The sequence below is a fragment of the Pararcticibacter amylolyticus genome (assembly GCF_003130405.1).
GTDB classification, from domain to species: domain Bacteria; phylum Bacteroidota; class Bacteroidia; order Sphingobacteriales; family Sphingobacteriaceae; genus Arcticibacter; species Arcticibacter amylolyticus.
The window spans coordinates 1-21,564 of sequence record NZ_QEAS01000033.1 but is presented as its reverse complement, the minus strand read 5'-3'; the positions used below and the strand labels follow the sequence as shown (position 1 = coordinate 21,564).

General features: G+C 43.4%; 16 protein-coding genes. 10 read left to right on the top strand and 6 right to left on the bottom strand.

Annotated features, from left to right (window positions below):
• Window positions 1-121 precede the first annotated feature (121 nt).
• The 9 genes from DDR33_RS23805 (at window position 122) to DDR33_RS23765 (ending at window position 13,136) form a co-directional block, all read left to right on the top strand.
• Window positions 122-532, top strand: coding sequence for a hypothetical protein (locus DDR33_RS23805; RefSeq protein WP_109418309.1), 411 nt, complete (start codon window positions 122-124; stop codon window positions 530-532).
• On the top strand, window positions 525-1,079 hold the full coding sequence (locus DDR33_RS23800) for an NUDIX hydrolase (protein ID WP_109418308.1): 555 nt from the start codon (window positions 525-527) through the stop codon (window positions 1,077-1,079). Before DDR33_RS23805 ends, DDR33_RS23800 begins: the two co-directional genes overlap by 8 nt.
• Window positions 1,080-1,128: 49 nt before the next feature.
• Entirely contained in the window at window positions 1,129-1,935 is an 807-nt protein-coding gene (locus DDR33_RS23795) for an MOSC domain-containing protein (protein WP_109418307.1), read from the top strand.
• A gap of 174 nt (window positions 1,936-2,109) precedes the next feature.
• Window positions 2,110-2,967 (top strand): bestrophin family protein, encoded by an 858-nt coding sequence (locus tag DDR33_RS23790; RefSeq protein ID WP_109418306.1) that lies wholly within the window; start codon window positions 2,110-2,112, stop codon window positions 2,965-2,967.
• An 87-nt stretch (window positions 2,968-3,054) separates the two neighbouring features.
• Window positions 3,055-3,636, top strand: coding sequence for an RNA polymerase sigma factor (locus DDR33_RS23785; protein ID WP_109418305.1), 582 nt, complete (start codon window positions 3,055-3,057; stop codon window positions 3,634-3,636).
• Between the two features lie 68 nt (window positions 3,637-3,704).
• Window positions 3,705-4,685, top strand: coding sequence for a FecR family protein (locus DDR33_RS23780; protein ID WP_109418304.1), 981 nt, complete (start codon window positions 3,705-3,707; stop codon window positions 4,683-4,685).
• A 355-nt stretch (window positions 4,686-5,040) separates the two neighbouring features.
• Window positions 5,041-8,274 carry a TonB-dependent receptor gene (locus DDR33_RS23775; RefSeq protein WP_158280853.1) on the top strand — a complete coding sequence of 1,078 codons (3,234 nt, stop codon included), beginning with the start codon at window positions 5,041-5,043 and terminating at the stop codon, window positions 8,272-8,274.
• 10 nt (window positions 8,275-8,284) lie between these two features.
• Window positions 8,285-10,141, top strand: coding sequence for a RagB/SusD family nutrient uptake outer membrane protein (locus DDR33_RS23770; protein ID WP_158280852.1), 1,857 nt, complete (start codon window positions 8,285-8,287; stop codon window positions 10,139-10,141).
• A 400-nt stretch (window positions 10,142-10,541) separates the two neighbouring features.
• Window positions 10,542-13,136: a glycoside hydrolase family 31 protein gene (locus DDR33_RS23765; protein ID WP_109418301.1), complete on the top strand. Its 2,595-nt coding sequence runs from the start codon at window positions 10,542-10,544 to the stop codon at window positions 13,134-13,136.
• A gap of 257 nt (window positions 13,137-13,393) precedes the next feature.
• Here the strand turns inward: DDR33_RS23765 and dnaA are convergent, their stop codons facing one another.
• Window positions 13,394-14,821: a chromosomal replication initiator protein DnaA gene (dnaA, locus tag DDR33_RS23760; protein ID WP_109418317.1), complete on the bottom strand. Its 1,428-nt coding sequence runs from the start codon at window positions 14,819-14,821 to the stop codon at window positions 13,394-13,396.
• Window positions 14,822-15,253: 432 nt separating this feature from the next.
• A complete protein-coding gene (locus DDR33_RS23750) occupies window positions 15,254-15,787 on the bottom strand; it encodes a DUF7935 family protein (protein WP_109418299.1) in 534 nt (177 codons plus the stop codon).
• Between the two features lie 93 nt (window positions 15,788-15,880).
• On the opposite strand from DDR33_RS23750, the gene DDR33_RS23745 reads away from it, so the two are divergent.
• A complete protein-coding gene (locus DDR33_RS23745; RefSeq protein ID WP_109418298.1) occupies window positions 15,881-16,228 on the top strand; it encodes a HesB/IscA family protein in 348 nt (115 codons plus the stop codon).
• A 35-nt stretch (window positions 16,229-16,263) separates the two neighbouring features.
• On the opposite strand, the gene DDR33_RS23740 is transcribed toward DDR33_RS23745, so the two are convergent.
• From DDR33_RS23740 to DDR33_RS26070, 4 genes are all read right to left on the bottom strand, one after another.
• Window positions 16,264-17,211: a PorP/SprF family type IX secretion system membrane protein gene (locus DDR33_RS23740; protein ID WP_109418297.1), complete on the bottom strand. Its 948-nt coding sequence runs from the start codon at window positions 17,209-17,211 to the stop codon at window positions 16,264-16,266.
• Between the two features lie 20 nt (window positions 17,212-17,231).
• Window positions 17,232-18,407 carry a T9SS type B sorting domain-containing protein gene (locus DDR33_RS23735; RefSeq protein WP_158280850.1) on the bottom strand — a complete coding sequence of 392 codons (1,176 nt, stop codon included), beginning with the start codon at window positions 18,405-18,407 and terminating at the stop codon, window positions 17,232-17,234.
• 80 nt (window positions 18,408-18,487) lie between these two features.
• A complete protein-coding gene (locus tag DDR33_RS23730) occupies window positions 18,488-19,924 on the bottom strand; it encodes a redoxin domain-containing protein (RefSeq protein ID WP_109418316.1) in 1,437 nt (478 codons plus the stop codon).
• A gap of 20 nt (window positions 19,925-19,944) precedes the next feature.
• A partial coding sequence (locus DDR33_RS26070; protein ID WP_202913833.1) for a fibrobacter succinogenes major paralogous domain-containing protein occupies window positions 19,945-21,564 on the bottom strand: 1,620 nt, incomplete at its 5' end.

Below are 21,564 nucleotides of genomic sequence, written 5' to 3'. Positions count from 1 at the left end.
TTGGGCGTGGGACTTGAGATGCGCTTTGGAAGCCCAGCAGCTCACTATCAATTTTAATAATTAATTAAAAGCTAATTGCTGACAGCTGATTGCTGATAGCCATTAGATAACCATAACAATTATGATTCGTAAAGATTTCATAGAAGCTGAGATCCAGAAGCTGGCCCAGGTGCTGGCAAAGATCCTGAGATTAAAAAATGACGGGAACGTGGATGATGCAAAAGAGTTGTCATCCCAAACGATAGTTGATTCCTTTGGACTAACTGAAGACGAACTTGATTCGCTGAGTCCGGAGGAATTTACAGATCGCCTGAGAGAACAGAAATATTCGGCAGAAAAGCTGGATATGCTAGCTCAATTCTTATTTGAAAGTGTGTATCCTTTCGAAGAAACGGATGAAACCTTTGCTGCATTAAATAAAACGGCTGCCATACTGAACCTGCTTGAGACGGATTACCATCAGCAGTCCCTTCAAAATATCAGTAAGCGTGAACAGATCGATAAATTTCTAAATAACCGGCAATATGAGTGATCCTCTGAAATGGGAGAAGCTGTCTTCTAAGTATCTTGTAAGAGAAAAATGGGCTACACTCCGTGTGGATGCCTGCCGTATGCCGGACGGAACCCAGATAGACGATTATTATGTGCTGGAATATCCTGATTGGGTAAACGCAATTGCAGTTACAGAAGACAATGAAGTGCTTCTGATCAGACAATACCGTCATGCAGCTGAGGAAGTCTTCCTGGAAGTTCCGGGAGGCTGTGTCGATCCGGGAGAAACGCCTGAACAGGCAGTAAAACGGGAACTGCTGGAAGAAACGGGCTATGCATTCGAAACTCTCGAACCTATGGGTCATGTGTATGCCAATCCGTCGACCGCGGGAAATAAGACATACAGTTATCTGTTAACCGGAGGAAAAAAGGTACAGGAGCAGCACCTCGATGGCCGCGAAGAAATTGAGGTGTTAAAGGTAAGCATAGACGAACTGAAAGATCTCCTGCTGAACAACAAGATCCTGCAGGCCTTACATGTTACGGCTATCCTTTACGGCCTGAATAAACTCGGTCTGCTGAAATAGAACTACTGTGCCCCTCTTTTAACTTTCAACTCTCAACATTCCGTCTCATATGTTCGTTCAGGATCTTCATATTTATCCGGTTAAATCTCTGGGAGGAATCAGGGTAAAAAGCGCGTTGGCCCTGCAAAGAGGTTTTCAGTTTGACCGGCGGCTAATGCTAACCGACACCGATGGCAGTTTCATTACACAGCGCGTTTATCATCAATTATCATTGCTGCAAACGCAACTAGATGAGGATGGAATTGTGATCACTCACAAGAAAGATGCGGAACAGCAAACCAGGATCCCTTTTTACCGTAACGGAGGAGAATCTACAACAGTGTCTGTTTGGGATGACACAGTTGAGGCACTCCATCTGAATGAAGACATTGACGAATGGTTTAGTAACTTTCTGCAATTTCCATGCAAACTTGTTTATCTACCTGAGAATGGGATCCGGCCGGTCGACACCAGGTACGCGGAGCAGGGAGAACAGGTCAGTTTCGCAGATGCATTCCCCTACCTCTTGATCGGACAAGCATCTCTTGACGATCTAAACTCACGGCTGGATATTCCGGTACCCATGAACCGGTTTCGCCCGAGCATTGTAGTAACCGGGTCCAGCGCTTTCGAAGAAGACACATGGAAGGAGATCAGGATCGGAGAAGTGCGGTTTAAAGTAGCAAAGCCCTGCGCCAGATGTATTCTAACGACTGTGGATCAGGAAACGGGAATAAGAGGCAAGGAACCCTTGTATACATTATCGAAATACCGGACAACAAACAACAAAGTGCTCTTTGGCCAAAATCTGATCGCTTTAAATGAGGGGCTTATTAGTGAAAATGATCCGGTTGAAATTCTTCTCTATAAAGACTGACCGGATATGTGCAGGTCGTATTGCGGTCTTACCCATATACTTTCGCCGGAAAAGTTCTCCGTAGAACTTAAGATAATCAATTGAAAACCTAACGTAAAAAAATCACTTTGCAGCAAATTGTTGCAATCTTTTGGTTTAAACAGTTTTATCTTCGCTCCACGTTTATACATAACTATGATCAATTACAATCCCAAAGTCTGGTTTCCCTTTATTTTCCGCTTCAATAAAACTGATACTCTAAGAAGATTATTTCCACTTATGGTGGTAGCCGCTATCTATTCAGGCACCATTGCTTACCTGGAGCTGGAAGTATTTCGTCTGTCTGAAAATAGCTATGTGAGCAATCTCGGAGTGATGCACAGCGTACTAGGTTTTGTGATCTCTTTACTGCTCGTATTCAGAACCAATACCGCTTATGACCGGTGGTGGGAAGGCAGGAAGCAACTGGGAGCTCTGACGAATGCATCAAGGAACCTGGCAATTAAGCTAAACGGGTTTCTTCGACATGAAGAAGACAAGCATTTCTTCAGGCTGATGATCCCAAACTATGCTTTTGCATTGAAAAACCATTTGCGGGAAAATCTTGATTTCCATGAACTGGATCCGGTGCTGGATCTTAAAAGGCACCATCATCTTCCAAATCAGATAGCGGCGAAGATCTATGAACGGCTAGTGCAGCTTCAGCAAAAGGGAATACTATCGTCAGATCAGTTGTGGTTGTTAAATGAGGAAACGAAATCGCTGACTGATATCTGCGGGGCTTGCGAACGGATAAAGAACACTCCTATTCCTTACACTTACAGTGTATTCATTAAAAAATTCATTTTCTTTTATATCCTTACGCTACCATTTGGATGGGTGTTTAACATTGGTTATCTGATTATCCCGGTTATTGTGTTCATCCTCTATGCATTTACGAGCCTCGAATTAATCGCCGAAGAGATTGAAAATCCCTTTGGTGTAGATGATAATGACCTTCCGGTTGATCAGATCTGCCACAACATCAGGAAACATGTGAGTGAGGTGCTGTAAAAAATCAGCACCTCTGTACCGCTATATCGTTTTTATTATTTTTATTCTATATTAGCATTTCTAACCATTGCAGGACCGCAGTAGATTATGCAGGTAGGAAATTTATCCCGGATGACAGACGACGAGTTGGTGAAAGGACTGCAGGAAGGAGATCTCCGTTGTTTTGAGGAGATCTACAAAGCGTATTCTTCCCGGTTGTACAGCGCCGCTTACAATATATTACGGAATAAAGAGGTCTGTGAGGATATTGTACAGGAGCTTTTTATTGACTTGTGGGTAAAACGTGATCATCTGAGGATTATTCATCTCCGGTCATACCTGTATACATCGGTACGAAACAAAGTGCTGATGACCTTACGTTCGGGCAGAGTGGCCCTTGATCTAGAAGTCGTAGAGATGCTGATCGACGAGCACGCTGCAGACAACCGGATCATTCAGAAAGAAATTCATGAAAATCTTGAAAGAGGGATCTCTGAGTTGCCTGAAAAATGCAGGGAAGTTTTCGTGCTGAGCCGGAAGGAACAGTTAAGTCATAAAGAAATAGCAAGCTTGTTAAATATTTCCGTCAAGACCGTCGAAAACCATCTGACAATAGCCCTAAAGCGGCTGAGGGCCTCTCTTGCTGACTTTCTTCTCCTGGCCGTCGCACTCCTCCCTCTTTTCCTGTAAGAAAATTTATAAAAAAATACGCTATGCCTTAGGGGGTATGACGTTCTGCAGCATCATACATACTGAAAATGGAAAGGAAACACTTAAAGCCCGTGTCGGAAAATCCGTCAGATCAAAAAAGGACTGCCTTTTTGGAGACACTTATCACAAGATATTTCGACAGGCAGAGTGAAAAAAATCAGGAAGAATTTGCAGAAGATGAGTCCTTTGACCGTGAAGGCGTTTACGATAAGGTGATGACCGCTATCAACGAGAAGAAAAGCAGTTCACATAAAGGGATTCCCATACTTCGTATTGCCGCTTCCATATTGCTTGTGTCAAGCCTAGCCTCTCTTTTGTACTTGAAAAGGGCTGAAATCGCCCTCCTGCTGAATCCGGAGAAAATGGTGGAAAGGAAGACAGAGAAAGGACAAACGATGATCGTGAAGCTGGAGGACGGAAGTAAGGTATGGCTGAACTCAGACAGCAAGCTTATCTATCCCGAACATTTTAATGGCAAAAGCAGGAACATAAAACTGGTGGGAGAAGCCTATTTCGAAGTGGTTCACCTTGCTAAACAACCTTTCACGATTGAATCCGAACGAGTAAAGACAGTAGTACTCGGAACAAGCTTTAATATCAGGGCTTACCCGGGCAACAAAAAGGTGGAAGTGACGGTATTGACAGGAAAAGTAGCCGTTTATACTCCTAATGGTAAAAAAGAGACTTTTAGTAAAGTGTATGTCACTCCTGATCAAAAAGTCACGTATGCAGGTGAAGACATCCGGCTGCGACCTTATTCTGTAAAAGCAGAAGAATCCATAGACTGGAAGGAAGGTAAAATGCTGTTTAACGCAACTCCCCTGGCAGAGGTCATAGAGGAAATTGAACGAAAGTATAATGTAAAACTGAATTGCAGCGATAAAATCAGGGAATGTCCTATCACAACGACTGCAGATCTGAAAAATGAAGGGCTTAATAAAACGCTTAGGATAATTGCCGGAACTGTTAATGCATCTCTGTCCTATCAGGACGGGACGTATTACCTGGACGGCAAAGGCTGTGAATAAGCGTGCTGCAAACAAACAATTTAACCGATAACATAAACCCCTAAAGAATGGAAATATCACATACGTAGAAAAAACAAACCCGCCCCATGACCTGAGCGGGTTTTTAAGATGTAATCAGAAAACAGAAATGTGCCTGCCGACCTGAGAAATCACAGGTGCACTTCTTATCCGTACACTTTAACGAATTAAAATTATGAAAAAATCTCTATTGCTCACTAATAGAGTTAATGATTATTTGTGGATAATTATGAGATACAGCGTCTCTGTAGGTTGTATTATTTTTTGCTTCTGCTCTCTGGCGTTCTCGAATTCTACCTTCAGCCAAAAAGTATTAAACCATAAAGTCACGGCTGACTTGAAAAATGTAACGCTGGAGCATGCATTGGAAGTTATTTCTTCGTCAACCGGCGTTAAGATTGCTTACAGCGATCAGCTTCTGAAGAAAACCATGGTAGTTGACCGGGATCTGAGAAATGAGAATCTCGGCGAGGCACTTGCAAAGTTGCTCTCCCCTGCCGGCTTGTCTTATTCGGTCGTAGAAGATGTTGTGGTGATCGTGAGAAAAAACGAGCTCAGTAATGATCTTATGCTCAAGGAGCTGGCAGCAGAACGGGAAGTCCGCGGAGTAGTTACCGATAGTTCCGGAGTAGGCCTGCCGGGCGTATCTGTAGTAGTAAAAGGAAAAACAGGAAGCGGAGTGGCAACAGATCAGAACGGAAATTTCAGGATCAGGGTTGACGACAGGGCTGTCCTTGTTTTTAAAATGATTGGATTTATTACTCAGGAAGTTCAGGTAAATGAAAGGAGCTTTTTTTCAGTAAGGCTTCGTGAAGATGTGGCTGCACTTAAAGAAGTTGTGGTGGTTGGGTATGGAACCCAAAAGAAAACGAATATCACCGGCGCTCTCAACTCTGTAAACACGGCTGAACTTGTAAGGACTCCAACGGCCAGCCTGACCAACACGCTTGCCGGCCGGCTTCCGGGATTGGTATCGATACAGGGAAGCGGAGAACCGGGGGCAGACGGATCAGCCCTTTATATAAGAGGGTTTGGTTCTTATAACGGCCAGAGCCCCCTGGTACTGGTAGACGGAATAGAGAATGCTATAGACAGGATTGATGCGAACGAGGTAGAAACAGTAACTGTTCTCAAAGATGCGGCGGCGACTGCTGTTTATGGGATGAAGGGTGCTAACGGAGTTATACTGGTCACGACCAAAAGGGGAAAAGTAAGTAAACCGGCCGTTTCACTTACGTCTCAGATGTCCGTCCAGCGCCCCACCAGGATACCAGACTACCTGGACTCTTATAACGCATTAAGCTTGTACCGGGAAGGATTGATAAATGATGGATTAAACGCGAACTTGTACACAGATGAATATCTCAACAAATTCCGTGACCGCAGCAATCCTACATATGAATACCTGTATCCTAATACCGATTGGCAAAAGGAATTATTAAAGCCGAGTTCGCTGATGAATCAGACAAACCTGAACGTCAGCGGAGGAACTCCAAACACCCGGTATTTTGTTTCAATGACTTATTTAAACCAGGACGGACTATACAGGTACGAAGATTTGAGCGACTACAATATTCAGGCGACTTTGAATAAATATAATTTCAGAAGCAATATTGACATCGATATATCAAAGAACCTTTCAATGGAGCTCAATCTTAGTGATGTAGTCAGAGACCGGAATTATCCTAATGAGAATGCCAATGATTTCTGGAATGAACTCAGAGTAACCCCGCCGTGGCTGTATCCCGTTACCAATCCAAACGGCTCTATACCACAGCAACGCGATGCACCGGTAAACCCTTACGGGCGGCTTACCCAATATGGATACAAAAGATTATTTGAAAATACGATGGGCGCCATTGTTGGTTTTAACCTAAAATTACCTTTCGTAACTGAGGGCCTGAGTATCAGAACCCGCTTCGCATTTGATGCCCAGAGCTTCAGAAATATCACGAGACAAAGGAATTACTCAACCTACAGGTTCACTATAGATGAAAATGAGACTGATCTGAGTAAGGGTACCTATGAGGAAATGAGCACCGGAGATCAACAGCTGAACTTTGATCTTGATGCAAATGGGAGTAGAAAATCAACATTTGAAGGATATATCAACTACGACAGGACTTTTAATGAAAAGCATCTGGTTTCGGGAATGATCCGGTACAACCAATCTCAGGACTTCCGGGCAACTCCCAAAGCGGATGGCGGAGTTGCAGCGTTACCGTATAAACAACTGGGTGTAGTAGGCCGTATAAACTACACGTTTGACAGGAAATATGTCGCAGAATTTGATGCCGGGTATAATGGATCGGAAAACTTTAAGACCGGCCGGCGTATGGGATTCTTTCCTGCAGGATCTTTAGCGTGGGTAATCTCAAATGAGAATTTTCTCAAGGGATCGAAGAATTTCAATTTACTCAAGTTACGGGGATCTTTCGGTACCGTAGGTGTGGATAACAGCTCTACACGATTCCCCTACATCAGTACATGGAATACCGGCAACGGCAGCGGCTACCATTTTGGTATTGATGCTGATGGCAATTCCTATAGTGGTGCGCAGGAAAACGTAGTAGGAAACCAATACCTTACCTGGGAACGCGCCAGAAAAACAAATATTGGAATTGACCTTGGTTTGTTTAATAACACATTGACTTTTACAGGCGATGTGTTCCAGGAACACCGTACAAAGATCCTCTCTAATGCGAAAACTATTCCCGATGTATTAGGCATTCAAAATCTGCCGATGGTAAATGCCGGAGTAGTCGATAACCAGGGATTTGAAGCGGAGCTGACATGGCGAAAAACAGTGAATGAACATAATATATTCCTCAGAGCTAATTACTCTTATTCTAAAAATGAGATCAAGTATGCCGCTGAACCCGAATACACATTCGCTTACCAGGGGATAAAGGGTACGCAGATCTATGAAGCACAGGGACTCATTGCTTTAGGGCTTTTCAAAGACCAGGCTGAGATTGATAACAGTCCCTCGCAGGCGGGATATGGTGTTATACGGCCGGGAGATATTAAGTATCTGGACAGGAACCAGGACGGGATTATCAACTCTCAGGACAGGGGATATCTGGGAGAAGTTCTGAGACCTAAATCCATGCTGGGTTTCACAATGGGATATTCCTTCAAAGCGATTGATGTGAATGTGCTGTTTCAGGGAGCCCTTGGAGGATATAACTGGCTAACCGGCACATCTGCCTGGGCTTTTGCGCGGAATAGTGCCATACTAGCTGACTACCTGAATAACCACTGGACTCCGGAAAACCTGGATGCAGAGTATCCGAGAATCTCGTCTTCAGACAATCTTAATAATAATCAGGAGTCAACATTCTGGTTGCGTTCTTCTAATTACCTGCGACTGAAGAATGTGGAAATCGGTTATACTCTTCCCAAATCCTTTCTCGCTAAACTCAGCCTGAAGAACGTAAGGATTTTCGCTACCGGCGTTAATCTCTACACCTGGGATAAATTTAAGATCTATGATCCTGAGATACCCGATGGGTTCGGTAATTATCCTCAGCAGAAGATTGTCAATTTTGGTTTGAATGTTACTTTATAACAATAAAGAAATGAAAAAGACATGTTTGTTCCTGGTCTCTGTATTCTTACTCGTTGCTGCGTCATGTAATAAATATCTGGACGTAGTACCGAATGAGTATGTAACAGATGACGACGTTTATAATAATATTAACCTCGCGGAGCAGGCTTTGGCCCGTCTATACAATGCAATGCCTGACGAAACCGGAAGTACCATTACATCTTATACAGATGAAAGTTATCACCACTGGACTGATAACGGCGGAGCGCTTGACGCTTATAAGTTTAATCTTGGCACCTGGAGCACCACGGATAATCCCATAGGCAACTGGGCCGGTCGCTATCAGGATATCAGAAGAGCAAATACCTTTATTGAGAGAATAGAGAAAGTTCCTGTCCCTCTTGACAGGAGCGAATACTATCAAACCTGGATCCCAAGATACAAGGCTGAAGCAAGGTTCCTCCGCGCAATGTTCTATTTTGAATTGTTTAAAAGATTCGGAGCCGTTCCGCTGCTGACATCATCAGCCAGTATTGACCTCAATGAAGCTGCCAGCAGCAATGTTGAAAGGAATTCAACAGATGAAATAGTGGATTTCATTGTTTCAGAATGTGATGATATTGCCTCGTCTCTTCCTTCGGTGCAGGAACCTTCGCAGGTGGGACGGGTGACTCAGGGTGCGGCATTAGCACTTAAAGCCAGAACGCTGATCTATGCAGCGAGTCCTTTGTTTAACGGGAATGCTCTTTACAAGGATATAAGCAATCAGGATGGGAAGAAACTTTTCTCTCAGGCTTACGATCGGGAGAAATGGAAGAGAGCTGCAGATGCTGCCATGAATGTCATCAATTTGGGTATATACTCCCTCTACTCCCCTTTTCCGGATAATCCAATCCAGAATTATGCCGCACAATTTCATACGCGCGACTATACCGAATCAATCTTCCAGAGAATAAAGGAAAACAGTACCGGCCTTGACGGAAACTGGCTTCCTAACGGGCCTCCATTTAAAGGGAACGGACAGTTTACTCCTTTACAGGAAATGATAGACTCTTACGAAATGAAAAACGGTTATCCAATCGGAGAACAGGGGTCAAATTATCAAAGTACCGGATTCTGGAGCGGGCAGTTATGGGACGGCTTGAAATGGCAGGCTGTTTCTAATATATCGAACATGTACAAGGACAGGGATCCTAGGTTTTACGCCAGCATCTTTTTTCAATATGACGTTTGGCGTTACGATGCAACAAAACGTCCTGTAAAATTAGCGTTCTGGGGAAGCGGAAACGGCAAGACCGACGGATGGGCCAACAGTAAAAGCGGAACAAATCCATGGGGATACAACATCAGAAAATTTCTTTCGCCTGATTATGACAGGAATGCCAATACAGGTACAGCTAAAAGGAACTGGCCTGTTTACAGACTGGCAGAAATGTACCTGATCTATGCAGAAGCAATGAACGAATATCTGGACGCGCCCGACAACCGTGTATATGAATATATTAATAAAGTTAGAAACAGGGTTAAAATGCCGGCTCTTCCCATATTAGCTGCTGACCAGACCAAAGCTGGAATGAGAAAACGTATTCAGAATGAGAACCGTGTCGAATTTGCCTTTGAAGCGCATCGTTTTTGGGATGTCAGAAGATGGATGATTGCCAGCACTGTTGATAATCAAGCAGTACATGTGCTGAATGCGAAGCCTTCAGCAGCCGAACTGGCCGCAAGCGGTGTACAGGATGTAAATAGCGAAGAAGCGGGAGTGGCTGTGTTTTACAAACCTGTCATCATCCAGACCCGTATTTTTCAGGATAAGCATTACCTGATGCCGGTGCCACAATCAGAGATTGATAAAGATCCTAAGTTAGTGCAGAACTATGGATGGTAGCTTTCTTCGGTTAAATATTCAATGAATTATTATAAGTTCTTGCTGCAGTTTAGCTGCAGCAAGAACTTAAGAACAGGCCAGAATGCCGCTTAAGTTTGCATAATTCGTTAAAATATTGGCCAAAATCATTTAGATAATCTTCCTTAAAAATTCGAACAATTATCTATTTATCAATAAATTAAAATTTCATATTGTTAGATTTTTCTAAGACAACCCGCCCGGGAGAAACTTTAACAGGACATATTTATACCTTTAACAAAAAGTATGGGTTTTCCAGCTGAGTACACATACAAAAGGGGATATGATAGCTTAGAAAAAACTGACCAACTGGAATTGACAAGACCTTAATCTTTTACACAATTACAGCTGGCAGAATCAATAACACACAAAAAAACCAGATATGAATTCTATTTCTTTGCACAAAGCACATCTAAAAAAACTTCTACGAGTTGCTTTGTTTTTTCTTCTGTACCTGCAACGGGCGCAGGCACAAGACATTCCTTCGAATTTGCAGGCAGACCCAAAAGCCATTGTTTCAACAGACGATGCCCGGTTCACCGTCCTGACCCCACGCCTGGTTAGAATGGAATGGGCGCCGGCCAAGGGTTTTGATGACCACGCATCTTTTGTTGTCGTAAACCGTAAACTTTCTGTTCCGGATTTTAAACAGAAACAGGAAAACGGATGGCTTACGATCACCACGAGTGAGCTGGAACTGGCCTATAAAATAGGTTCAGGAGAATTTACTTCCGAAAATCTTAAAATCAGGTATCTGAAATCTGACTCAGTAAATTGGGTGCCCGGGAAAAAACAAAAGTATAATCTTGGAGGAACTCTCCGTACCCTGGATGGGGCAGACGGAGACTTCAGCAGGTTTACTAACCGCAAACTTCAGCTGGAAGACGGACTTCTGTCAAGAGATGGCTGGTTCTTCCTTAGTGATTCATCCTCTCTGAGATTGGACAACAGCGAATGGCCATGGGTTTTTAAGAAGGACAGAAAAGGCCAGGACTGGTATTTCATGGGCTACGGGAATGATTATAAGTCTGCCCTGTTTGATTTTTCCTTAATCGCAGGTAAAGTACCTATGATCCCCAGATATGCATTCGGATACTGGTGGTCGCGCTACTGGAGTTATTCAGATAACGAACTAAGAACACTTGTGGGATATATGAAACGCATGCAGATCCCGCTCGACGTGCTGGTGGTGGATATGGACTGGCACCGTCAGGGATGGACTGGCTGGTCATGGAACAAAAGCCTGTTTCCTGATCCGGCAGCATTCCTTGACTGGACAAATAAATCAAACCTGAAGACTACGCTTAACTTACATCCCGCTGACGGGGTTGGCGGTCATGAGGATGATTATATTCCTTTTACCACAGCAATGGGACTCGACACTGCAGGACGTAAAACAGCGCCGTTTCTTGTTTCGGACAAAAAGTACATGACTTCTCTCTTTAATACAATCCTCCGGCCAATGGAGAATAAAGGAGTGGATTTCTGGTGGCTCGACTGGCAACAGTGGCCCAATGATAAAAAGATTACGAATCTGAGCAATACCTGGTGGCTGAACTATGTTTTCTATACGGAAATGCAGAAAAACCGGGATACCAGGCCCATGCTCTATCACCGTTGGGGAGGATTGGGCAACCATCGTTACCAGGTGGGATTTTCAGGAGATACTTTCATATCCTGGAACTCCCTTGAATATCAGCCCTATTTTACGAACACTGCATCAAATGTTCTTTACAGTTACTGGAGCCATGATATAGGTGGACACCAGTTCCGGGGAGGAGAACGGGCGATGGATCCTGAACTTTATACGCGCTGGGTGCAGTATGGTGTATTCAGCCCGATATTACGAACCCACTCAACGAAGAACGGGGATATAAAAAAGGAACTGTGGAATTACAGCCAGACATATCTCAACGCCCAGGTTGATGCCATCAGGCTCCGTTACTCTCTTGTGCCCTATATCTATACCATGTCGAGAAACACGTATACGAACGCGATTGCACTGTGCCGTCCGATGTATTATGACTATCCGGCAAACAACGAAGCTTATTCATTCAGCAGGCAGTATATGTTTGGCGACAATATGCTGATCTCCCCTGTCGGTTCCGCCTCTGAAGAAGGATATTCAAAGGTGAAGGTCTGGTTGCCTGCGGGAAATGACTGGTATGAATGGCATACTGGAACTATGCTAAAAGGAGGCCGTGTTTACGAACGCTCCTTCAGTATTGACGAATACCCGGTTTACATTAAAGCCGGATCTGTGATTCCGATGTATAACGACAAGGTTGATAATCTTGACAAGAATCCGGAAAATATTGTACTCGGGATCTATCCTGGCGGCTCAGGCAGCTTCGACCTGTATGAGGACAACGGAAATGACAAAGCGTACGACAAAGAGCATGCAATAACGAGCATTACATCTAAAGTAAACGGGAACGAAACTGTGATCAATATCGCAGGAGCGAAAGGTACTTACAAGGATATGCCATCTAAAAGGCAATATCATCTGAAGCTGTACGGGTCTGAGATCCCACAGAAAGTTGTTGTCAATGGAAAAGATCTTCCACTTAGCCAGAACGCATCATCGGAGAACTGGTCTTACAATGGCAAAGATCTTAGCCTGAACATCTTCCTTCCTATCGCCAGCAACAAAAAGACGATGCAGGTAACGGTTGTTTATAACAGGCAGCAAGATCTGAACCTGCACAACGGCTTAGTTGAGAAATTTAAGAGATTATCTGAGATTACCTCTGAGATCAAGAGCCTGGATAATGGTATTTATCTCCCGGAAGCACTTGGCGTGACTGAAGAGACCAACCGTATGCTCGAATATTCGCCAGCAAAATTCAATGACCTGATCAGAAGATTCAATGAAAACTACCCGAAATTACCAGATGTTATCAAGAGTATAAAAAGCATTGGAGCAGAAAATCAGAACAGACTGATTAAGAAACTTCAGTACAACCAGGGAATCTGATTCTTATTGATATATTATTAAACAAAAGAAGCTGTCTCAAAAGGGCGGCTTCTTTTGTTTAAAGGAAGTTTTTAGAAAAAAACAGGGGACACAGAAATCTGATGCCGGTGTTTTTAAGGCATATACCCGAGCCAACTCTTCCTTATATCAAAAGTCATTAAAAAAAGAAGCCGCCTCAACTTTATCTATGAGACGGCTTCTTTTTTATAACTGGCAGATTCCGCAACCTACAACACGGAACCTGCACCCCTGAACTCTTAACTCATCTTAAGCTTTTTCTGAATATCCTGAACGTAAGTCTTGAATTTCTTATCTGTATCAATCAGGTCTTCTACCGTCTGGCAAGCATAAATAACCGTAGAGTGGTCACGACCGCCAAAGAACTGACCTATTGATTTTAAAGAAGTTTTGGTAAGGCTCTTTGCAAGATACATAGAGATCTGTCTTGCCTGTACAATTTCTCTTTTGCGCGTTTTGGATTTTACCATTTCAGCAGGAACTTCAAAATACTCACATACGAGTTTCTGAATATATTCCATAGAAATTTCACGGGATGTGTTTTTGATAAAGTTCTTCAGCATTGACTTGGCCAGGCCAAGGTCAATTTCTTTCTTATTTAATGTTGCCTGTGCCAGTAAGGACACCATCGCTCCTTCAAGCTCTCTTACGTTATTATCAATATTGTGGGCAACATACTCAATTACTTCCACCGGCAGCTCAATCCCATCGGTATACATCTTCTTTTTCAGGATGGCCATCCGGGTTTCCAGATCAGGCACCTGAAGATCGGCAGAAAGCCCCCACTTAAACCGGCTTAATAAACGCTCTTCCAGCCCTGAAAGGTCTTTAGGAGCTTTGTCCGATGTCAGGATGATCTGCTTACCCGACTGGTGAAGATGATTAAACACGTGGAAGAATATATCCTGCGTCTTTTCCTTTCCGGCAAAATTATGAACATCATCCATGATGATCACATCCATCGCCTGGTAGAAATTGACAAAGTCGTTGATCGTGTTATTCTTTAAAGAGTCGACGAACTGCTGACAGAACTTTTCGCATGACACATAGATCACCAGCTTATCAGGATTACTCCTTTTGATCTCGTTCCCGATAGCCTGTGCAAGATGGGTTTTTCCCAAACCCACGCCTCCGTAAAGCATCAGAGGATTGAAGGAAGTACCTCCTGGCTTGGCAGCTACAGCATAACCGGCAGAACGTGCCAGACGGTTACAATCGCCTTCTATAAAATTCTCGAAACAATAGTTCGGGTTAAGCTGTGGATCAACATGAAGCTTCTTCAACCCCGGGATAACAAACGGATTTTTAATGTCTTTATTTAAAGATACCGGAACAGGGATTGATTGTTGTTTTGCTTCTGCTCCATTGCCATTTGAAGGCATGTTTGTAGTGTAAGGTTTATTGTTTGAGGACTTCTCTACAACAATATTGTATTCAAGCCGCCCCTCTTCACCAAGTTGCTTTTTTACGGTCTTGCGTAAAAGGCCTACATAGTGTTCTTCAAGCCACTCGTAAAAGAACAAACTTGGCACCTGTATGGTCAGCACATTTCCCTCCAGTCGCAAAGCTTTAATAGGCTCAAACCATGTCTTAAAACTTTGGGCCGGAATGTTGTCTTTTATGATCTGAAGACAGTGATTCCATACACTTGTACAAGTTCTTTCCATTATATTTTTCACTAATAATTTGATTTCCAACCAGTGCGGAACAGAATATTCGGCGCCTTTTGGAACATCGAATATTCTAAAAAATTTCTGCTTTCTAAACTAAAATTTGCAAATAAATTTAACTCTCTCAACAGCAACGAAATAAACCTTTTCACCTTCTTTCTTTCTTCTAAAAGCAAAATTCCGGTTATCTGACGACCCTGGAACGCGCCAGGGACCGGAATGTTTTTTTCAAGATTTGAAATATTTTTAACAAGTATTTCTACGTGCTTTATGAATAGCTGAGCGGGGATGAAATTAGTTCGAATATCCTCCGGAAAATATCTTTTAAAGGACATCCGGACGGAACCGGAAGCTGGACGCTCGGCAGGCATAGTCATACTAAATTGTTATCTCTTAATCTTAGCTTCGATGAGTTAATACGACGGCTTCCTAGAAAAGTTTCTGGACATCCTGTTTAATTATCTCTAAAGCGGTATCGTAGGGATTTTGATCGAGAGAAGCCAGATGCGTAAGCATTGTTTTACTCAAATCAAGACCCGTAGCATCTTCAGGCAGGTTCCTTGCTACATTATTAATGAGCGTGATAGTTTCCTCCTTCACCCTTTTTACTACCGACCATGAAGCACTGCTCAGATAGATTTGTTGCGCGATATTATGCTGAAACTCGTTTCTTATCTCGTTAACAAGAATATTCTGATATTCGTACACTCCTATTCCCTGCGAATGTGTCCTTAAAATCAGGTTGGCAGGGTTGATACGCTCGACAAAGAGAACGATACGTTCGTAAGCCTGCAGACGTAGCGGAAGAGTTGTCTTCATCTCCTCCTTTTTTAATTCAACAAGCTTGAGTCCCTGGCTGCGCTCGATAAGCGGTTTGATAGTCAGATAAACGATTAAGAAAACCAGCGAACCAGCAACGGTAAGCTTAATAATATCAAGCAGTAACGCGGTAGACCATTCCATATAACTAATGTTGTTTAAGAGTCAAAACAGTGAGCAGGGTGTAAAAATCGGTTATTTTCACCGTATATTTGTTATTAAAATAAAAGAAATAGTATGGAGATTGCAACTTCAACAGCACCGGTTTCTTTAACAGAAGGAGCGAAAAAAGAGCTTAAAAAGCTGAGAGAGCAGCAGGAACTCGGAGATGAATTTGGTTTGAGGATAGGAGTTGAAGGCGGAGGTTGTGCAGGGATGAACTATTTACTGGGTTTCGATCAGAAAAAAGAAGGAGACCAGGAATTCGATATCGAAGGGATCAGGGTGTTTATGCATAAAGCGCATGGCCTCTACCTGGCAGGTATGGAAATTGATTTCCAGCATGGCCTGAACGCACGGGGCTTTACCTTTAATAATCCAAATGCGTCCAAGACCTGCGGATGTGGAACTTCTTTTTCTGTATAGATTTTAATTACCAGCCAATCCGGATCATGTCTGCGTTATTTTCCCTGATTGGCTGGTACAAGCTTTATAATATTCAGCGGTATTCTTAATCCTACTTCAAAACTACCCCCGCTATCTTCTCTCATCGCAGCCAGCTGGCTTGAATAAAAGCCGTGAAAGTAAACCCTGTTCTCTACGTTCAGCTGAAACCCCAGAGTAGTGCTTTTACTGCTATGATACATCCCTACCAGGGAAATAAGATTGTTCGGGAACCTGATGGCGGTCCCCAAATCCCAGAGACTATTAAATCCCCGGGCTCCACGGATGCAAAGCTTTGGCTCAAGGGTGATCATATCTTTATCTGTCCCCATTACATAGGAGACAGACATGAAATATGTAGATCCGTCGGCCGAGTTGCTGATATCCTTTTTCAGGAATTTTTTCATATTGGGAAGAGCCGCCTGAAGAGTAAGTTTGTTATCTATGTAAGAAACACCAAAATCACCATCAAGATAGGCTTTCCGCTGATTATACCGGTCGGCAAGCACATCATTCGGGTCGGCTACGATACTCCCTTCGTCGAGGCGTTCTTTCAGCACTCCTAATGATAATCCAAAATGAACACTCCTGTTTTCTCCGTTTAACGGGAGATGATAGGCGTAAGTGCCCATTACTCTTGTACGACGGATCAGTCCGGCTTTATCATTATAAAGGCTCAACCCTACACCCACTTTATCCTTTACTTTGTAGTCAGCGGTAAACGACTGTGTGACAGGAGACCCCGGAATAACACGCCATTGGTTCCGGTAATCCATATTGATGATCAGGTTTTCGCTCATTCCGGCAAAGGCCGGATTACCGGCATATTGATTCTGATAATATTGCGTGGCAAGCGGAATGATTTGTGCTGTGTTTGTAAGGGAGAACAGTAATAAAAGAACGACAGACAATCCTGTTATTTTTCCGTTTCTTTTAACTCCCTGCCCGGATAGTTTCTTTATCATAAAGACTGCTATTATTCTGTTTATTCTTTTACTACTGATATAAAGCCGGTCAACTTATTCTTTCCCGAATCGAAATACAGAACATAGTAATAAGTATCTTCAGGAACCTGGGCACCATTGAAGGTAGCATCCCATTCATTGTTATATCCATTTTTGTAATAGATCACCCTTCCTGCCCTGTCGAAGATCTTTACTTCATTATTGGGGTAGAGATCGATATTCTTCACTACCCAAACATCGTTTACACCATCTCCGTTGGGAGTAACCATATTATTTGGCACCAGCATTTTATAATCATCCATGACATTAATGACGATGCTTTCCACGACACTGCATGCCGTGCCGTTGCTGACAATCACTTTATAGGTTGTGTTCTTTACCGGACGTACAACGATGGATGAATCGGTATTTTGCCCGCTTATGATCCCTTCGCTTACGTCCCATAGATAAGTTCCCTCTCCGGAAACGGAAAGAGTCACCTGATCGCCCAGTGATATTTTATCTCCTTTATCAGATTTTATCTTCACCACAGGTGCTGGCACAACGTTAACAGTTACCGGATCTGACACGGTAGAGATACCGTTGGCCAGAACAGTTTGTACCGCATACTCCCCGCTTTCGGAAACCACCAACGCTTTTTGAGTTGCCCCCGGAACAACAATTCCGTTACGATACCATTGCCAGGAAGAAGCAGCGACAGTACTTAATTCTACTGAGCCCCCTTTGCAAAATGTAGTGCTTCCGTTTGCTGCAACAGGTGGAATAATAAAGCCCGAACATACGGCAGTTACATCAGAAACATTTACCGGATCGGAGAACAACTGGCTCACATATCCATCATAGGTATTTGAAATACTGCCTGAAGCCAGCAGGTACTCCTTGTAATTATTGCTTTGCGGGATATTTGTGTAGGCGACATTTAAAGAAGAGGCTTTATTCCCGTTCAGCTCTGAGTTCAGGAAATTAAGGGCCATGGTACCCCTGAACACAATCGGACTGCTGAAATGATAAATACGTGTGATACTATTATACTGAGGCCACGAAACGGAGGAATTGCCCCGGACTATTGTCAGATTTTTCAGTTCAAGATCAGCCGAGGGAATGAGGGACAAGCCATCCGTAAAAAAAGGAGTACCGCTTTTTATATAAACACCATTCCCGTCAGCCTTAAGTTGCGCGCGCAGCTGTGTGCACATTACAGAGCTCAGTATAAAAAGGAGTATTATGATTAGATTTCTCATCTTAAAAATCACAGTGTCGACACTATTTAGGGTATTCATTGTTTCTGCACTGACGTTTCCAGATCTTCGATTGTATCAGGGAGTGCGACTATCTTATTGGTTCTGGAATCGACAAGAACTAAAACGGGGGTAGACAAAATAAAATAGGCACTTGCCTCAGGGCTGTTAATTCCACCTTTAGCCAGGCTATGCTTCCATCCTACCAACTTAGTTTTTGCCTCTTCCCATACTTTAATCTCTGTATCTGTGAAATCTACACTTATAGCAAAGACATCCATTATCTTCTTTCCTCCGGCTTTTACATACCACGGATAGAGTTTTTCCACCAGATCCTTACAATGCAGACAGTCTGCTGACCAGAACATTACCAGTTTGTAAGGAGCAGTTGTTTTATAGCTATGGAATTGAACTGATTTCCCCGAGGCATCAGTGGTGACGAAGTCGGGTGCTATTGAACCGGCTCTTATGGATTCTATTCCCTGAAGTCTCTTTTCTATTTCAAGCCGCTTAGTAGTAAGACATCTTGGATCCTGAAGATAGGGCTCAAGCATTTTGATGCCGGAGCTTATATTAAATCCTTCGTATCCTTTATAAAAATAGTCTACCATCCATCCATAGACCAGGGGGTGTCCCGATTTCGCCTTTTCAATGGCTCGCTGTCCCGCGAGAGAGAACAGAGAGTCACGCAGGGCTACTGAAGTTGCCATTGTGCCATAAAGATTTACATATCCATTCATCCAATCTTTCAGATCAGCAGTCTTCGCGAGAAGAGGATCTTTGAAATCCATGTGGTCAAAATAATGATCCATCATATTGTACATTCTATCCCTCTCGGTTCCTTTAAAATCTACAAGTGGGATATATTGAAATTGAAAGGTTCTTGAAACAAATGCATCGGAATGCTTCTGAATTTCGCCTGAAAGCCAGGTATTGTATTCGATTCGTCTCTTCTCATATTCACTGACAGCACTGTTATAAAATGCCGATTTCGGCTGATCATAGCCTAAAAGGAAATTCTGAAGGAGTGAGAGCTGCGCACGCTGCTTCCCATTTTCTTTTACAAAGCCGGCGGAAAGAGCATTTTCCTTCTCTCCTTTCTGAAACCAGGTACTGTCTGAGTTATTTATCGCTTTAGGATTCGCCCAAAGCTCCAGATTCTGGCTTCCAACAAAGAAGTATCGTTCTGAGGGATAGGGATTGCCTGATACATTATCTTTATAATCAAATCTGAGAACAAACTGGCCGGGGATCCTTTCCGATGGAATGGTCAAGACAGATGTCTCACCATTTTTCACGTCAGCTTTTTCTATTATGGGGCTCAGTGCTCCCGAGCCGGACAGTGGCAGGAGACTAATTTTGGTAGAGTACACTCCTGAAACATGGACCTTTAACTCTACATTTTGCGCATTTACAGAGGCACTACCAAGCAGGAATAATAATAATGTGCTGTTTATTCTCAAATTCTTCTTCATTCTATCTTTTTTTATCATCACTAATCTTTTATACATCTTAAAGGCGTTGCAACGGCTTTATTTAAACTAACTACAGAACTGCTACCGGTGCCAAAACCCAATGCGTAACCATTTTCATACGTGCTTCCAACATAACTGCTAGTCCAATAATAACCTGTTGTTCCCCTTCCCACTAATGTTCCGTTTGCGGCTGCAAGGTATCCGGCAGGATGAAGTTTCAACACGGAATTGTATGTATCCCCCGAGTTTTGCCAGTACTGCGGCTGATCATCGGCATTATACATTTCTGTATAAGTCGGTAAACGCCACCCGGCACCAATAAGCCGCGTACATGGATCAATAGATGCAGCCCACCCGGTATTCCATTCCGAGATACTGGTAATCCATGATCTGACAGGAATGAAACTAGTCCCGTCATGTTTATATGCCTGTAACCGGTTAAATTGCCAATACCAGCCCGACGATGATCCGGTCGCGTCGCTAACTGATGAGGCTATCTGCGAAGAGCCTAAGTTTTGCTTTATCCAGCACTTGGCTAGTCCACTGATATTGGTACTTATTGTCTGGTAGGTAACTGTTTTTGATTCCGGTGCACCGTTAACTCCGATTTCATGATTAACCGTTACCGGCAGACATATCTTGAAACTGCTGACGGCCGGACTGTATGCGACGCCCTTAATATTCATCACATATGCCCTGACATAGACGGTAATTCCGTCACTCAACCCTGGAATCGTCTCAGTAAAAGTACCTACTCCTATACCAGAAGTAATTTTATTATCTGTTACAGCGGGAACAGTGTTCGTGGTGCTCCAGCAAAATCCTCTTTCAGTAATGTCAGCTCCTCCATTAGGACCAGCTGTGGCTGTGCATTCTGCACTTGAAGCCGTCATATCTGATGTTGGGATATCTACTACAGATACCGAAGGAAGGGCCGGAGTTAAACCATCCCTAACACAACGTACAGGTGTAGCATTTGCCTTATTCAAGCCTACAACAGAGCTACCATTACTTGTTATAAGCATTGCATAAGCGTCAACATATGTACTTCCTACATGGCTGTTGCTCCAATAGTATCCAGTTGTGCCGCGGCCAGTCAGGGCTCCTGCCCCAGCAGTGAGATAACCGGCTGCGTGTAGTTTTAATACAGATCCAAACGCATCATTGTAATTTTGCCAGAATTGCGGGGCATCATCTGCATTTACCCATTCGGAAGCAGTAGGTAATCTCCAGCCTGAACTTAATAGACGCACACACGGATCACTCGTTGCAGACCACCCCACATTCCATTCAGAGATACTTGTTGTCCAGGCGGTCCACGCATTTTTCGGGCTGTAGTTCGTCCCGTCATGCTTATAGCCCTGCACACGGTTGAACTGCCAGTACCATCCGGCTGATGCTATAGAAGCATCGGTCACAGAAACGGCCTGCTTGTCTGCCCCAAGATTTTGAGTTAGCCAGCAGAGTGACGCTCTGCTTATACCACTGCTAATAGAATGATAAGTAATTGTTTTACTTTCAGGGGCACCGTTTAGCCCTCCGGTGTGAATGACTTCGAATTCCGTCGGACAGATCTTGAAGCTGGTTACTGAGGGGCTGTAGGCCACTCCCTTGCTGTTGACCACATAAGCCCGCACATA

Coding starts and splice junctions, on each gene's coding strand:
- DDR33_RS23805 (WP_109418309.1), top strand. CDS start 122: ATGATTCGTAAAGATTTCATAGAAGCTGAGATCCAGAAGCTGGCCCAG.
- DDR33_RS23800 (WP_109418308.1), top strand. CDS start 525: ATGAGTGATCCTCTGAAATGGGAGAAGCTGTCTTCTAAGTATCTTGTA.
- DDR33_RS23795 (WP_109418307.1), top strand. CDS start 1,129: ATGTTCGTTCAGGATCTTCATATTTATCCGGTTAAATCTCTGGGAGGA.
- DDR33_RS23790 (WP_109418306.1), top strand. CDS start 2,110: ATGATCAATTACAATCCCAAAGTCTGGTTTCCCTTTATTTTCCGCTTC.
- DDR33_RS23785 (WP_109418305.1), top strand. CDS start 3,055: ATGCAGGTAGGAAATTTATCCCGGATGACAGACGACGAGTTGGTGAAA.
- DDR33_RS23780 (WP_109418304.1), top strand. CDS start 3,705: ATGGAAAGGAAACACTTAAAGCCCGTGTCGGAAAATCCGTCAGATCAA.
- DDR33_RS23770 (WP_158280852.1), top strand. CDS start 8,285: ATGAAAAAGACATGTTTGTTCCTGGTCTCTGTATTCTTACTCGTTGCT.
- DDR33_RS23765 (WP_109418301.1), top strand. CDS start 10,542: ATGAATTCTATTTCTTTGCACAAAGCACATCTAAAAAAACTTCTACGA.
- dnaA (WP_109418317.1), bottom strand. CDS start 14,821: ATGGAAAGAACTTGTACAAGTGTATGGAATCACTGTCTTCAGATCATA.
- DDR33_RS23750 (WP_109418299.1), bottom strand. CDS start 15,787: ATGGAATGGTCTACCGCGTTACTGCTTGATATTATTAAGCTTACCGTT.
- DDR33_RS23745 (WP_109418298.1), top strand. CDS start 15,881: ATGGAGATTGCAACTTCAACAGCACCGGTTTCTTTAACAGAAGGAGCG.
- DDR33_RS23740 (WP_109418297.1), bottom strand. CDS start 17,211: ATGATAAAGAAACTATCCGGGCAGGGAGTTAAAAGAAACGGAAAAATA.
- DDR33_RS23735 (WP_158280850.1), bottom strand. CDS start 18,407: ATGTGCACACAGCTGCGCGCGCAACTTAAGGCTGACGGGAATGGTGTT.
- DDR33_RS23730 (WP_109418316.1), bottom strand. CDS start 19,924: ATGAAGAAGAATTTGAGAATAAACAGCACATTATTATTATTCCTGCTT.